The organism is Streptococcus mitis, assembly GCF_002096735.1.
Classification (GTDB): Bacteria; Bacillota; Bacilli; order Lactobacillales; family Streptococcaceae; genus Streptococcus; species Streptococcus mitis_CZ.
In genome coordinates, this window is the sequence record NZ_NCVC01000009.1 from 1 (window position 1) to 15,664 (window position 15,664).

Annotated in this window: 15 protein-coding genes and 1 tRNA gene; 1 reads left to right on the forward strand and 15 read right to left on the reverse strand. The window is 39.8% G+C overall.

The annotated features are described in order from the left end of the window. Positions 1-23: 23 nt before the first annotated feature. The 6 genes from B7703_RS00445 to pbp2a form a co-directional block, all read right to left on the reverse strand. Positions 24-95 (reverse strand) — tRNA-Glu (locus B7703_RS00445). 92 nt (positions 96-187) lie between these two features. Next, positions 188-667 (reverse strand): sigma-70 RNA polymerase sigma factor region 4 domain-containing protein, encoded by a 480-nt coding sequence (locus B7703_RS00450; RefSeq protein WP_000471946.1) that lies wholly within the window; start codon positions 665-667, stop codon positions 188-190. Between the two features lie 120 nt (positions 668-787). Then, positions 788-1,324 carry a transcription termination/antitermination protein NusG gene (gene nusG, locus B7703_RS00455; RefSeq protein ID WP_000376740.1) on the reverse strand — a complete coding sequence of 179 codons (537 nt, stop codon included), beginning with the start codon at positions 1,322-1,324 and terminating at the stop codon, positions 788-790. Positions 1,325-1,377: 53 nt separating this feature from the next. Next, on the reverse strand, positions 1,378-1,554 hold the full coding sequence (gene secE / locus B7703_RS00460; protein WP_001210991.1) for a preprotein translocase subunit SecE: 177 nt from the start codon (positions 1,552-1,554) through the stop codon (positions 1,378-1,380). A gap of 9 nt (positions 1,555-1,563) precedes the next feature. Further along, positions 1,564-1,716 (reverse strand): 50S ribosomal protein L33, encoded by a 153-nt coding sequence (rpmG, locus tag B7703_RS00465; protein ID WP_033674018.1) that lies wholly within the window; start codon positions 1,714-1,716, stop codon positions 1,564-1,566. A gap of 52 nt (positions 1,717-1,768) precedes the next feature. Beyond that, positions 1,769-3,964, reverse strand: coding sequence for a penicillin-binding protein PBP2A (gene pbp2a / locus B7703_RS00470; protein ID WP_084923178.1), 2,196 nt, complete (start codon positions 3,962-3,964; stop codon positions 1,769-1,771). Positions 3,965-4,050: 86 nt separating this feature from the next. Here pbp2a and B7703_RS00475 point away from each other — a divergent pair, with 86 nt between their 5' ends. After that, on the forward strand, positions 4,051-4,926 hold the full coding sequence (locus tag B7703_RS00475; protein WP_084923180.1) for an RluA family pseudouridine synthase: 876 nt from the start codon (positions 4,051-4,053) through the stop codon (positions 4,924-4,926). Between the two features lie 75 nt (positions 4,927-5,001). On the opposite strand, the gene gap is transcribed toward B7703_RS00475, so the two are convergent. From gap to tkt, 9 genes are all read right to left on the reverse strand, one after another. Beyond that, positions 5,002-6,012, reverse strand: coding sequence for a type I glyceraldehyde-3-phosphate dehydrogenase (gene gap / locus B7703_RS00480; RefSeq protein WP_000260662.1), 1,011 nt, complete (start codon positions 6,010-6,012; stop codon positions 5,002-5,004). A 176-nt stretch (positions 6,013-6,188) separates the two neighbouring features. Beyond that, positions 6,189-7,490, reverse strand: coding sequence for an ABC transporter permease (locus B7703_RS00485; protein ID WP_185761634.1), 1,302 nt, complete (start codon positions 7,488-7,490; stop codon positions 6,189-6,191). Beyond that, positions 7,459-8,142 carry an ABC transporter ATP-binding protein gene (locus B7703_RS00490; RefSeq protein ID WP_084923182.1) on the reverse strand — a complete coding sequence of 228 codons (684 nt, stop codon included), beginning with the start codon at positions 8,140-8,142 and terminating at the stop codon, positions 7,459-7,461. The genes B7703_RS00485 and B7703_RS00490 overlap by 32 nt, the downstream gene beginning before the upstream one ends. Positions 8,143-8,352: 210 nt before the next feature. After that, positions 8,353-9,273, reverse strand: coding sequence for a helix-turn-helix domain-containing protein (locus B7703_RS00495; protein WP_020903611.1), 921 nt, complete (start codon positions 9,271-9,273; stop codon positions 8,353-8,355). 123 nt (positions 9,274-9,396) lie between these two features. Then, positions 9,397-12,048: a bifunctional acetaldehyde-CoA/alcohol dehydrogenase gene (gene adhE / locus B7703_RS00500; RefSeq protein WP_084923185.1), complete on the reverse strand. Its 2,652-nt coding sequence runs from the start codon at positions 12,046-12,048 to the stop codon at positions 9,397-9,399. 299 nt (positions 12,049-12,347) lie between these two features. Then, positions 12,348-12,758, reverse strand: a complete 411-nt coding sequence (locus B7703_RS00505) for an MORN repeat-containing protein (protein WP_000429319.1) — start codon at positions 12,756-12,758, stop codon at positions 12,348-12,350. Then, entirely contained in the window at positions 12,745-13,188 is a 444-nt protein-coding gene (locus B7703_RS00510) for a low molecular weight protein-tyrosine-phosphatase (protein WP_084923188.1), read from the reverse strand. The genes B7703_RS00505 and B7703_RS00510 overlap by 14 nt, the downstream gene beginning before the upstream one ends. 46 nt (positions 13,189-13,234) lie before the next feature. Continuing rightward, complete coding sequence (gene yajC / locus B7703_RS00515) at positions 13,235-13,534, reverse strand: preprotein translocase subunit YajC (protein WP_004257425.1); 300 nt, start codon at positions 13,532-13,534, stop codon at positions 13,235-13,237. A gap of 116 nt (positions 13,535-13,650) precedes the next feature. After that, positions 13,651-15,627, reverse strand: coding sequence for a transketolase (gene tkt, locus B7703_RS00520; RefSeq protein ID WP_084923190.1), 1,977 nt, complete (start codon positions 15,625-15,627; stop codon positions 13,651-13,653). Between the last annotated feature and the right edge of the window lie 37 nt (positions 15,628-15,664).

Genomic DNA, 15,664 nt, shown 5'->3' on the forward strand with positions numbered 1-15,664 from the left:
AGTGTTCCATCCGCAACATACCATAGTCCGTACGGGATTCGAACCCGTGTTACCGCCGTGAAAAGGCGGTGTCTTAACCCCTTGACCAACGGACCTGAGCTGTTATTTTCAACTCTTACTATTATACAGACTTTTTCTAACTTGTCAACAACTTTTTTAAACTTTTTATGTTTTTTTGTATGACTCCCTAATGAGTACGGATATCAAACTCCTTAAACACAATACGTAAGTCTCTCAATACTCTTTGACGCCCTCGGAAGCGTTCATGTCTTAAGACGCGTTCTAACTCTTCTTGTTTGTCTTTACTTTGTTTGTTTCTATAATCTCTTAGTGTCTCATGAAAGAGATAATACTCATCTAGCCACATACCTCCCTCACTGATACGATGACTAATCTCACCTACTTCTTCATAGGGTTCTTTATCATATCTACGCTTCTGGCTTTCTTGTTTACGGATATAGTCTAGAATTCTATTTCGGAATTTAGTTTTGAAGTATTTACGTAAACGAGGAATATCTTCTACTAGCTCTTCTTCTCTACTAATCAATTCATGTAAGCAGAGCATACCCTCTTGGTCCCAATCCGATAGTTCCCATAAATGCAAGTAATATTCATTTCTACTCTTATATACAATTCCCTGGACTTCTTTATACAATTCTTTAAACATAACGTTCCCCTTTCTAGATACAGTCTAACAGATTCAGAAACACTTTTGTCCCATTTCCTCCATTCTGTTCCCTACACCGTCTAAACTGCACAAAAAAGAGAGGGCAAGCCTCTCTTTGGGTTATAATTCTGCAATTTGGTTTAGGTTTACTTCTGCAACTGTGTCATTACCAAACATAGAGATAATCATCTTCACTTTATTGTTATCAATCTCTGTAATCTTACCAGTATAGTCTGCAAAAGCACCATCAATGATACGTACAGTTTGACCAACTTCAACATCGATATCAAACTCTTGTACAGTTTGTCCCATAGAAACCAAGATATCACGGATTTCTTGTTCCAATAATGGAGTTGGTTTTGATCTATTTCCGTGAGATCCGACGAATCCTGTAACGTTTGGTGTGTTTCGAACAACAAACCAAGCTTCATCTGTCATCACCATTTCTACAAGAACATAACCTGGAAAGCGATTCTCTTCTACTTCTTTTCTCTTTCCATTTTTTTCAACTTGCACTGTTTGTGTTGGAATTTCAACACGTAAAATATTATCCAACATATTGTAGGTTTGTGCACGTTGTAATAGATTTTCTTTTACCTTATTTTCATAACCAGAATAGGTTTGTAAGACAAACCATCCTTTATCAAAACTATCCATGATACTTCCTTTCATAATAGAAGATATCTAGTGTAAATAACTCCACTAGCCTTCTAAAAAATGTTAATAAATCGAATCAAACCTGAAACAATCAACTGGTCAAAAATGTAAATAATTACTACAAAGAAAGCTGTGTATTCCATGATAGAACGAAAATCTCTCCAGCTTTCCTTGCGAGTTGGCCATGTTGTGTCTTTAAGAAGTCTAAAAATATCTCCAATAAAACGCATCGCTCTCTCCTATCTCGTTTCTCTATGTATAGTGTGCTTACCACAATGTTTACAAAATTTATTTACTTCTAGTCGTGTTGGCTTGGGGTTTCCGCTGATCTTGATTGAATAGTTTCTCGAACCACAAACCGCACAAGCTAGGCTTGCTTTTTTTAGTGCCATAACGCCTCCATCCTATCTATTATAACAAGAAAGCTAGGCTTTGACAAGCATCTTAACGAAATAGATTGACTACCGAATCCCATATCGTTTGAGCCTTTTCCTTAATTTTAGCATCCGAGATAGCACGGCTAGCCTCATCTACCAGATTTTGTGCACGACTTCTAATATCAGAAAGGCTATTATCCGCCTGATTTTCTTCATTACTCTGTACTTGATTTCTTGTATTGGCTGGTGCAATTCCATTTTGCTTATACGCATTTTCAACTGTAAAGGTACTTCCTGGCGTATAAGGTAAAATGGTATTGGCAATGTTTCTAAAGACATGGGCTGCACCGTTTGAAGTAGATCCTGCTAGATAGTGATTTTCATCAGTCGTAGGGAAACCAAGCCAGTGACTAATCACTACATCCGGTGTATAACCAATCACCCACTGGTCACTTGTGTATTCCGGATTGAAAACCGCTTCAGTTGTTCCTGTTTTTCCTGCCATGACATAGTCTGCAGGTGATGAACTAATACCTGTTCCGTTTGTAAATGTTCCCAACATCATACTGGTCATCTTGTCAGCTACAGACTTATCAATCACCCGTTTTTGTGAATTTTTATGGCTCGCAATGACCTGACCACTAGCATTTTCAATTCTACTAATAAAATGAGCTTCCGGCATTAAACCTTCATTTGCAAAGGCAGCATATGCTTGAGCCATTTGAAGAGGGTTGGTTTCAACACCGCTTCCCAAGGCGACACCAAGAACACGATCGACCTTTTCCATGTTGAGTCCGAATTTTTCGCCCGCCTCAAAAGCCTTATCAACGCCCAAATCATTAACAGTGGCAACAGCAGGCAGATTAAGCGATTCTGCCAAGGCTTGATACATAGGAACTTCTCGACTCGTTTTGATCCCTGCATAGTTATCAACCTTATAGCTGTCATACTGCATGGTATGGTTATCCAACTGCTTATTCAAAGCCCAGCCAGCTTCAACTGCAGGCGTATAAACAACTAAAGGCTTAATTGTAGAACCAGGGCTACGTTTTGATTGAGTTGCATAGTTGAAATTCCGGAATCCAGTTTTATCATTGCCAGCAACCTGACCGACAACTCCACGAACTCCACCTGTTTTCGGTTCGAGAGCTACACTTCCTGATTGAGCAAATGTTCCATCCTCTGCCCTCGGAAATAGCGCTGTATTTTCATAGACAACCTGCATATTTGCTTGATAGTTTTGGTCCAGCTCTGTATAAATGCGGTAGCCATTATTGACAATTTCTTCCTCTGTTAGATTATACTTGGAAACAGCTTCGTTAACCACCGCATCAAAGTAAGAAGGATAGCGGTAATCTGAGATTTTTCCTTCATACTTATCGTGCAATTGCGAAGTCATATCAACTTCTGCAGCTTCGGTTTCTTGGTTTTTATCAATGTAACCCGCTGCAAGCATATTTTGCAAGACAGTATCACGACGATTGGTAGAATCTTCTACAGATTTCAAGGGGTTATACAGTTCCGGTCCTTTGAGCATCCCTGCCAGAGTCGCAGCTTGATCCAAACTCACTTCTGAAGCAGAAACTCCAAAGTATTTCTTACTCGCATCTTCTACACCCCACACACCATTTCCAAAATAGGCGTTGTTAAGGTACATGGTTAAGATCTGTTCCTTACTATATTTTTTTGTTAATTCTAAGGCAAGGAAAAATTCTTTTGCTTTTCTCTCGACAGTTTGATCCTGTGATAGATAGGCGTTTTTAGCCAGCTGTTGGGTAATAGTAGAACCACCACCTGAACGACCAGCAGTGACAATAGCCAAGAAGAAACGACCATAGTTAATACCGTCATTTTTATAAAAAGAACGGTCTTCTGTCGCAATAACGGCATTCTGCAAATTTTTACTGATATCAGTCAATTCAACATAAGTTCCTTTTTGACCAGACAAGGCACCAGCCTCCTTTTCTTCACGGTCAAAAATGAGAGTTCGAGTTTTCAAGGCATTTTGCAAATCATTGACATTGGTGGACTTGGCTACAGCAAACAAATAGGTTCCAACTAGCAAGCCTGAACTCAAACCTAGTATAAGGACAATCTTTGTTAGATGATAGCGACGCCAGAATTTTCGAATCGGACCTACTTGGGCCAATTTTTTTCGATCACTACGAGAGCGACGTAAGCTAGTAGAATCAGAATCCTCCGATTCACTTGTTTCTTTTTTAAAAAGAGAAAGAAATTTCTCAAATAATTTATCTAATTTCATGCGTTTATTTTATCATCTTCATCATAGGAAGACAAGAATTTAGCTATTTCCTATCCAAATAGGGCTTTTTTTGTTACAATATCTGTATGAAATTCACTTTTACTTTACCAGCCTCTCTACCTCAAATGACGGTAAAGCAATTACTTGAGGAACAACTCCTCATCCCTAGAAAAATCCGTCATTTTTTGAGAATCAAGAAACACATTTTGATTAATCAGCGAGAAGTTCGCTGGAACGAGATTGTAAGTCCTGGAGATGTTTGCCAGTTGACTTTTGACGAGGAAGATTATCCCAAAAAAGAAATTCCTTGGGGCAACTCTGAGCTTGTTCAGGAAGTTTATCAAGATCAACACTTGATTATTGTAAACAAACCAGAGGGTATGAAAACCCACGGTAACCAACCAAACGAAATCGCCCTTCTTAACCATGTCAGTGCCTATGTTGGCCAAACCTGCTATGTTGTTCATCGTCTAGACATGGAAACCAGTGGCTTGGTTCTCTTTGCCAAAAATCCTTTTATCCTGCCTATTCTCAATCGCTTACTGGAGAAAAAAGAGATTTCTAGGGAATATTGGGCACAGGTCGACGGACATATCAACAGCAAAGAACTTGTTTTCAAAGACAAAATTGGGCGTGATCGCCATGACCGCAGAAAACGAATAGTTGATACAAAAAATGGACAATATGCTGAAACACATGTAAGCAGATTAAAGCAATTACCAAACAAAACTTCCTTGATTCGTTGCAAACTAAAGACAGGGCGAACACATCAAATTCGTGTGCACCTTTCGCATCATAACTTCCCGATCCTGGGTGACCCTCTCTATAATAGCAAATCAAGGACGAGTCGGCTTATGCTCCACGCCTTTCGTCTGTCCTTTACCCATCCGCTTACTCTAGAGAAATTAAGCTTCACTACCCTTTCAGATACCTTTGAAAAAGAATTAAAAAAGAATGGATGATTGTCGTGTCATCCATTCTTCTATATAAATAAGAAAAGCAAGACCAAGAGGCCTTGCTTTTTATCGACTCAAGAATTATTTAGCAATTTTTGCGAAGTATTCAAGAGTACGAACAAGTTGTGCAGTGTATGACATTTCGTTGTCGTACCATGATACAACTTTAACCAATTGTTTACCGTCAACGTCAAGAACTTTAGTTTGAGTTGCGTCAAACAATGAACCGTAAGACATACCTAGGATATCTGAAGATACGATTGGATCTTCAGTGTATCCGTATGATTCGTTTGAAGCTGCTTTCATAGCTGCGTTCACTTCGTCAACAGTAACGTTCTTTTCAAGAACTGCTACCAACTCAGTTACAGAACCTGCTGGAACAGGAACACGTTGAGCAGCTCCGTCCAATTTACCGTTCAATTCTGGGATTACAAGACCGATAGCTTTTGCAGCACCAGTTGAGTTAGGAACGATGTTTACAGCACCAGCGCGAGCACGGCGAAGGTCACCACCACGGTGTGGTCCGTCAAGAATCATTTGGTCACCAGTGTAAGCGTGGATAGTAGTCATCAATCCTTCAACAACACCAAAGTTGTCTTGAAGAGCTTTAGCCATTGGAGCCAAGCAGTTTGTAGTACATGAAGCACCTGAGATAACTGTTTCAGTACCGTCAAGAACGTCGTGGTTAGTGTTGAATACAACTGTTTTAACGTCGTTTCCACCAGGAGCAGTGATAACAACTTTTTTAGCTCCACCAGCGTGCAAGTGTTTTTCAGCAGCTGCTTTCTTAGCAAAGAAACCAGTAGCTTCAAGAACGATTTCTACACCGTCGTTAGCCCAGTCGATTTGTTCTGGATCACGCTCAGCAGAAACTTTGATGAATTTACCGTTAACTTCAAATCCACCTTCTTTAACTTCAACAGTACCGTCGAAACGACCTTGAGTTGTGTCGTATTTCAACAAGTGTGCAAGCATAACTGGATCTGTAAGGTCGTTGATACGAGTAACTTCAACACCTTCTACGTTTTGGATACGACGGAAAGCAAGACGACCGATACGTCCGAAACCGTTAATACCAACTTTAACTACCATTAGTGATTTCCTCCTTATGAAAATCATGAAATTTTTATTGTGAAAAGAGTAACTTGAATCACTACAAATCACCTTTCAACAAACCTATTATATAACTATTTAAGTTTAATTGCAAGTACGGGCATTGTTTTTCTATGTTAGTTTCTTTTTCAGGCTATAAATCAAGAACTTCCTTACTATTCATATCGTAGCGATTCTACAGGATCCATTTTACTAATTTTACGTGCTGGGAAGTAGGCTGAGACATAACCAAGTAATAGAGCAAAAGCTAGAGTTCCTAAAATAGATAGAAGATTTAATTCAAAAACCTTCGTGATGGATGGGTAAAAGTGATTTACAACCGCATTCGCCAAACTTCCCACCCCTTGTGCAACCAAAAATGCCAGCAGCAAGGCGATTCCTACAATCCAAATAGCCTCGTAAATAAAAATTCCTTTGACATCGCGATTTTGATAACCAACTGCCTTCATGACACCTATTTCCTTAGAACGTTGCATGATATTAATGTAAATGATGATGCCAATCATGACCGCTGCTACCACAATAGCTTGTGATGAAAGCACAATCAACAATCCCTGAATAACACGAATAAAAGTAATCACAATATCAAGAACCTTCTGTTGAGAAAGAACAGTATACTTCTTATTTTTCTGCAATTCTTCTGTTACCACTTTTGTCTGTGATGGATCTTTAAGTTCCAAGATAAAATAAGATACAGCTTTTGTAAATCCAGCTTCTTTCAAAATTGTTTCCATTTGATTAGACGGCATGAAACTGTTGCTATCCTCCATGTCATCTTCATCATTGATTACACGCACAATCTTCGTTTGAAATTGAGCAATTTTGCTAGCTTCAGCAGCATTTTCTACAATGCTGGCTGAGACTGATTTACCAATAATATCACTAGCCGTCAGATTTTTTCCTGTCTGTTCATTCCAACTTTTTAGTAAACTGCTTGGAATCGTCAAGCCCTGTTCATTTGCATCAGTATAGAGGGAACCGGCTAATACTTTGTCCGCCTCATTACTACTAACAGAAATACTTGTATCCTCATAGAGACTCACTACTTGAGCATAAGAAGGCATCGTTTGACTCAGATCCATTTCTTGCCCATCTATAGTAATATTTGACATGGTCATCCCAAAAGGACTCTCCAAATATTTAATAGCTTCTTTGCCAACTGTATCCGTGATATAGTTCTTATCATCTTGGTTCAAAAAGCCTCGTCCAGCATTTTCTGTGTTTAAAGCAATCTGAACTTGAGAAGGAATTTGACCTCCATTCGTATTTTCATCAATCATCGAAATCAAAGCATTTCCCAAGCCGAAAGAAATTAAGACTCCTACAAAACCGATTGAGGTTGCTAGCGCAATCAATAAGTTACGCCACTTTCTTTCCAGAAAGTTATTTAAAGAAAGTTTGAATTTGTTTTTCAATGATAATCCTTTATTTTTTGACTTCTTCAACGACTTCACCATCCTTCATTTTGATAATCACATCTGCATATGCAGCAACCTCTGGATTATGGGTTACAATCAATACTGTTTTCCCTGTCTGGGCTAAATTTTTAAATACTTCCAATACCATTTCTTGAGATTGAGAATCCAGTGACCCCGTTGGCTCATCTGCTACAATCATATCAGGCTGATTTACCAAGGCACGCGCGATTGCTACACGTTGCTTTTGCCCGCCAGAAAGCTGTTTAACATTTTTAGCCATAAAAGGCTCCATTCCTAAGCTACTTAATTGCTCCTTTGCAATCATTGTCATCTCCCTGTCAGATAAATCTTTGACATAGAGAGGTAGCTTGACATTGTCCAAGACAGATTGATGAGGAATGAGGTTGAAGTTTTGAAACACAAATCCAATCTTGTTTTTACGAAATTGAGTTAGTTCAATCTCTGATAAGTCACGGAGAGATTCCCCTTTAAATTCTAAAACTCCTTCATATTGTCTATCTAGACCACTGATGATGTTTAGCAAGCTAGTTTTGCCACAGCCTGACGGCCCGTAAATCGCTGTAATTTTACCTCTTGCGATTTGCAGGTTTATATTCTTTAAAGCCTGTTCTTGATGTTTACCGTCCAAAGTGTAAAACTTTGAAATATTTTTAATGGATAAAATGGACATTCTTTCCCCCTTGTTTAAAACTGTTATCGTCATACACCATACTGATAGAAAATCCTTCAAGCTACATCAGCACTGATTTCCCCTATGGGCCTACTACTTAGAGTTTTCTCTCTATTGCCTAGTTTGCTTCTGGATGTATATCAAGTAAAATTCATTGTAACAAAAAAGCGGCATTCCCTCAATGACAGAAATGTCACTCCTATAAACTCTTTAACGATATCTTTCTAGATCCTCGGCCCATTCATTATCTAAACTAACGAGTAACTTCCCATTGCCAAACATCCTTGCCATCATTTTTGCTTCTTCATACTTTTGTTTGGCTGTATCATAATCCATCTGAATATAATATTTCCACTCCACCATCAAGACAATCGGTTGTTTTTGAAAATCTCGTGTTTTTTGCCCTATTTTATTTAAGGTCTCGACTGCCCTCTTAAAATAATGAAGCAACCCCATAACCTCTATACAAGTTAAAGAAGCTAACAAGGAGTCTCTAAGTAAGTCCAAACAATCGAACTCTATCTTATCAACCTGAGAACTTAATTTGTCATGAAAATAAAGAATAGTTTCATGCTCAGACTTTTTTATCTCACCCTCGTTTAAACCATCCATTAACTGACAAAGAAAATACAGTCTCAATTTCAACAATTCCTCAGCCTTATATACATCTCTGGATAGTAAGTCTTGAAGACTGTCCTCAATCACACCACTTCCGTATAAAGAATTACTAGTCGCTCTCACTGCATCTATTGCCTGAAGGCAGTCCACTATCATCTTCTCATCACGGGGCAGGTCATCATAAAAACACTCGAAAATCTCATCAAAATATTCTTCCTTTTGTTCTTGCAACTCCTTGTCTCCATAGTCAGGGTGATGTAAAAGAAAGTACTTTAATTCTTGGTAGCGTTTAGGCAGTTCCTTATAATCTGGCATCAAGACGTAGGATGGAATTTCTAATCTATCTGCAATATATTCTAGTGTTTTTATAGTCGGTCGAAATTCTCCTTTTTCGATTCTCACCAACTGACGCACTGATAATTCAGACTCATCCCCACAAAAAACTGGACGACTAAGTCCTTTCTCCTCTCTTAAAAGTCGCACTTTATCCCCTAACTCATTTATCTTGTTCATTTGCCCCTCGCATGATTATAAAAGATTTGATTTTCAAATAAATATATGCGATGATTATACCATTTTTCAAATAGAATTACAAAAAAAGAGACAGGGATTCCCTGCCTCTAGGCTGATAAACAATTATTTACGGCGTCCTGGTCTTTCTTTGTAGCCATAGTAAGAATCTTCGATGATTTCTTGCATATGGTCAACCATTGGAAGGCGTGGGTTAGCTGGTGAACATTGGTCTTCGTAAGCAAGGAAGGCTAATTCACGTGAATGTTCTTTCCATTCTTTTTCGTCGATACCTTGTGCTTTGAAGTTCATTTGGATACCTACGCGCTCACCAAGTTCGTAGACAGCTTTTGCGTAAGACTCCACACCTTCTTCTGGAGTAGAAGCTGGAAGTCCAAGCATGCGTGCGATATCTTGGTATTTTTCATCTGCACGGTAGTAGTTGTACTTAGGCCATGTTGCTGTCTTAGCTGGACGTGTACCGTTGTAGCGGATGACGTATGGAAGCAAGATAGCATTTGTACGACCGTGGATTGTGTGGAATTGGGCACCAATCTTATGTGCCATTGAGTGAGAAATACCTAGGAAGGCATTGGCAAAGGCCATACCAGCGATTGTTGAAGCGTTATGCATTTTCTCACGTGAGTGGAAGTCTGCATTCTTAACTGAGCTTTCAAGATTTTCGAATACAAGTTTGATTGCTTGAAGTGCAAGTCCATCAGTATAGTCGCTAGCCATTTGTGATACGTAAGCTTCAGTCGCGTGGGTCAATACGTCCATACCAGTATCAGCAGCTACAAATCCAGGAACTGTCAATACCAAAGCAGGGTCTACGATTGCCACAGTTGGTGTCAATGAGTAGTCAGCGATTGGATATTTACGGTTGTTTGCTTTATCAGAGATAACAGCAAATGGTGTTACTTCAGATCCTGTACCAGATGTAGTTGGGATAGCGATGAATTTAGTCTTCTTACCAAGCAATGGGAACTTGAAGGCGCGTTTACGGATATCCATGAATTTTTGTACAAGGTCACGGAAGTCCACTTCTGGTTGCTCGTAGAAGAGCCACATTACTTTAGTAGCATCCATTGGTGAACCACCACCGAGAGCGATGATTGTATCTGGTTTGAAGGCACGCATGATTTCAGTACCACGTTCAACTGTAGTGATATCTGGATCTGGTTCTACATCAGCAAAGATTTGGTAAACAACCTTATTGCGACGAAGGTCAAGTTGTTCGATGATACGATCAAGGAAACCAAGCTCTACCATGGCATGGTCAGTAACGATCATGACACGTTCAACGTCACGACATTTTTGAAGGTATTGAATTGAATCACGTTCAAAGTATGTTTTTGAAGGAAGTTTCATCCATTGCATGTTATTTCTCCGTCTTCCGACTTTTTTGATATTCAAGAGGTTAATGGCACTAACGTTATCCCCAACTGAGTTACGTCCGTAAGAACCACATCCGAGTGTCAATGATGGCAAGAAGGCATTGTAAACGTCCCCGATACCACCGAAAGTAGAAGGTGAGTTACAGATAACACGAATAGCTTTAACAGCTTTACCAAATTCTTTAGTCAATTCTTCATCAGCTGTGTGGATGGCTGCTGAGTGCCCAAGACCGTTAAATTCAACCATTTGACGAGCTTTGGCAATACCATCTTCACGGCTTTCAGATTTCAAAACTGCGATAACTGGTGACAATTTTTCACGAGTCAATGGCTCATTTTCACCAACTTCTTTACATTCTGCAGCAAGAATGTTTGTTCCTTCTGGAACTGTAAATCCAGCTTGTTCAGCAATCCAAGTTGCTGGCTTACCAACGATGTCAGCGTTCAATTTCGCACCAGCACAGTTTTTGCTGTTTGCTTTCACGCCAAAGCAGAACTCTTCAAGAAGAGCTTTTTCTTTCTTGTTTACAAAGTAAGTGTGGTAAGATTTGAACTCTGCTACAAATTCATCGTAGATTTCTTTGTCAATGATAACCGCTTGTTCAGATGCACAGACCATACCGTTGTCAAATGATTTAGACATGACGATATCGTGTGCAGCCTGGCGGATGTTAGCTGATTTTTCAACATAAGCTGGAACGTTTCCGGCACCTACCCCAAGAGCTGGTTTACCACATGAGTAAGCCGCTTTAACCATGGCATTACCACCTGTTGCAAGGATTGTTGCAATACCTTCGTGGTTCATAAGCGCACTAGTTGCTTCCATAGATGGTTCAGTAATCCACTGTACACAGTTTTCAGGAGCACCTGCTTTAATCGCAGCATCACGAACGATTTGAGCTGCGTGAGCTGATGATTCTTGAGCTGATGGGTGGAAGGCAAAGACGATTGGATTACGTGTCTTCAATGAAATCAATGCCTTAAAGATTGCTGTTGATGTCGGGTTTGTTGTAGGGGTGATACCACAGACAACACCGACCGGTTCAGCGATGAGGGTCAATCCTGTCACATCGTCTTCTTCGATAACGCCAACTGTTTTAGTGTGGCGCATATTGTTTACTACGTGTTCACAAGCAAACAAGTTCTTAGTTGCTTTATCTTCAAATACACCACGTCCTGTTTCTTCAAAGGCATGTAAAGCCAATTCTCCGTGGGCATCCAAAGCTGCCACTGACGCTTTAGCTACGATGTAATCGACCTGTTCTTGGTCGAGTTTACGCATTTCCTCAAGAGCAACTAAAGCTTTTTGCACCAAGCCATCGACATGCTTTTCAGCAGCGAGTTTCTTTTCTTCTGGTGTCACAGTTTTTTTATCAGCCATATTTTCCTCCATAGCTTTCAAGGATTGATATCCTTTGTTAATTTTTTCACAAGTTTATTATAACGCATTATTTCAACTTTGTAAACAGTTTCATAAACATTTCACAAAGAATTTTTTATTGTTTGTGAATTTTTTCTCATTTTCTTTACTTATCACGTTTTTTCTTTAGAGTTTGTGAAAATCATTTCAAATATTTTTTATTTCACAAACTTACTTGGAAGAGGGATTTGGAAAGAGATAGATTTTCTAGTAAGCGCTTACTTTTAGGTGCTAACAATACCTCCTTTGATAAGGAGGCCCTATTTTTGTTGAAAAACGCCTTGTTTAAAAGTCCCTTCATAAACAACTTCTTGTTCTGTTGTTAGTTTCCCTTTTCCTTCAGCCTGACCATTTACAAAATCACCTTCGTAGGTCCAGCCTTCTTTAGATTGAAAGGTACCTTTTCCGTTGAAGGCTCCATTGTTGAAACCACCAGTATACTGGTCTCCATTTTGGAAGGTAATGGTACCTTGTCCATTCATTTTACCACGTACAAGACTGCCATCGTAAACAATGGTTCCATTATCAAGCTTTAGAACACCTTTTCCGGGAATATTTAGAAAAAAGACGAGCACAGCACAAAAAACAATCGTAACTACTGCCAAAAGCTCTAAACGTTGACGAGTCAGATAGACACGATACTTTTCGTAAAAATTCTTAAGATTTTCCATCTTCACTCTCCTTCTCTAAACGTTCTAACCATGCTTGACACCCCTCTTGAACACGCTGATAGGTTTCCTCAAAATCTCCTGTATACCAAGGATCTGGAACACTTTCAGATGCAAATGAGTAAATCTTATGTTGCAAACCTGCTGGACACATCTGACGTAGGTCAGAAACATTTGAAGCGTCCATTCCGATAATATAATCAAAGGATTCAAAATCTTCCTTACTAATCTGAAGCGATGTCTTGCCTTTTTCATAAGGAATCTCATACTCTTGAAAAATCCCTTGAGTTCCCTTATGAATCGGATTGCCATGTTCCCAAGAAGAAGTCGCTCGACTTTGGATTTCATAATTATCTGTCATTGATTTCATAACAAACTCAGCCATAGGACTACGGCAAATATTCCCCAGACAGACAAAGACTAGTTTTTTCATCCCATTTCCTTTCTTTTATAGAAAAACGGGAGTTAGTAATCCCGTCTTATTTTTCAATTGCGCCTTCTAGTGAAGCTGTTTCTTTCAGCGGTAATACGGTCTTGATAGCAGCTAGTTCAAAAGTCAAGTAAACTCCATCTACATCAAGAACAATCGTTCTCTTCTCAGTATCTACTTCATCGACTGTTCCGTAAAGTCCACCGATTGTAATCACTTCATAGCCTTTTTGTAGTTTATTTAAGCTTTCCATACGTTTTTGTGCTTGTTTCTTTTGAGAGCGTTGCATAAAAAACATCAAGGCAAACATCGCTACAAGCATAATTAAAAATGTATAATTTGGATTCATTTTCTTCTCCTTTGTCTTTTACATAGGACTACTATATCAAATTTCAGCTACTTTTACAAGATTGTACCTTGCTTTTCTAGTAAGAAAAACCAGAGCTTGCGCTCTGATTCTTAGGGTTATTTCAAATTTTGAACGACTTTTACAAGATTTTCAACAGTAAAGCCATATTCTGCCAATACTTTTGGTGCTGGAGCAGAGGCTCCGAAGGTATCAATACCTAGAACGGCACCATCTAGTCCAACATATTTGTACCAGTTTTGAGTTGCACCCATTTCGACTGCGACACGACGACGAACTGCATTTGGAAGAATTTCTTCCTTGTATGCTGCATGTTGTTTATCAAAGACATCTGTAGATGGCATGCTGACTACGCGGACTTTTGCACCTTGACTAGCCAATTCTTTAGCAGCTGAGACAGCAAGATTAACCTCTGAACCTGTCGCAATCAAGATGGTATCAAAGTCTGATGCATTTTCATAGACAACATAGGCACCTTTTGCAACCTTGTCGAAGTCTGTTCCTTCTTCAACAGTCAAGTTTTGACGTGTCAAGACAAGGGCAGTTGGTGTTTTTTCACTTGTCACTGCAAGGTACCAAGCCGCTTGCGTTTCACGCGCATCTGCTGGACGGAAAACATTTAGATTTGGCATAGCACGAAGACCTGCTAAGTGCTCAACTGGTTCGTGAGTCGGACCGTCTTCCCCAACCGCAATAGAATCGTGGGTAAAGACATAAGTCACAGGAAGTCCTTGTAAGGCTGACAAGCGAACAGCTGCCTTCACATAGTCAGAGAAGACGAAGAAAGTTCCACCGTATACACGAAGTCCACCGTGAAGGGCCATCCCGTTCAAGATAGTTCCCATTGCAAATTCACGAACACCAAACTGAATGTTACGGTTCAAGCGATTAGTATCGTCTTGAAGTCCGTCAGTCTTGATATAAGTCATGTTTGAGTGAGCTAGGTCAGCTGATCCACCTAAGAAGGTTGGTAACTTAGCTGCCACAACGTTCAAAGCATCCTGACTCGAGTTACGAGTTGCTTGAGAGAAGCCATTTTCTAATGCTGGGAAGTCTGCTGGAGTCACTTCAACTGGATCACGTCCATCGATGATGGCTTCTACTTCTGCAGCCAATTCTGGATGCGCTTCTTTGTAATCTGCGACTAGTTTTGCCCATGCTTCATAAGCTGATGCACCACGGTCTGCAACATGTTCTTTGAAATCAGCATATACTTGTTCTGGGATTTCAAATGGTTCGTATTCCCAACCAAGGGCTTGACGAGTTGCTGCAGTTTCATCTGCTCCAAGAGGAGCACCGTGTACGGCATTAGTTCCTTGTTTGTTTGGAGAACCGTATCCAATAACAGTCTTCACTTCAATCAAAGATGGTTTGCCTGAAGCTTTAGCTGTTTCGATAGCTGCATGGATTGCTTCCAAGTCTGTTCCATCTTCAACCAAGGCAGTATGCCAACCGTAGGCATTGTAACGGTCACGAACACTTTCTGTAAAGGAATCTTTTGTCTCACCATCCAAGTTGATGTCATTTGAATCATAAAGAACAACCAACTTGTCTAGTTTTTGCAAACCTGCGTATGAAGCTGCCTCGCTTGAGACACCTTCCATCAAGTCTCCATCTCCACAGATAACGTAAGTATAGTGGTCAAAGATATTGTAGCCTTCACGGTTATACTTAGCTGCCAAGAAACGTTCTGCCTGGGCAAAACCAGTGGCAGTTGAAATACCTTGCCCTAGAGGACCTGTTGTAGCATCAATCCCTGCTGTATGACCAAATTCTGGGTGACCTGGTGTTTTTGAACCCCACTGACGGAAGCTCTTAATCTCATCCATGCTGACATCTTCAAAACCAGAAAGGTGAAGAAGGGCATAAAGAAGCATTGAACCATGACCTGCTGAAAGAATAAAGCGGTCGCGGTTGATCCAGTTTGGTTTAGCTGGATTGATACGAAGTTGTTTTGTAAAGAGGCTGTAAGCCATCGGAGCCGCTCCCATAACCACACCTGGGTGACCTGAGTTGGCTTTATTAATGGCGTCAATACCTAGGAAACGAATTGCATTAACAGATAGATTTGACATAGAATTTCCTTTCTATTTGAGGTGATTATTGTATCAC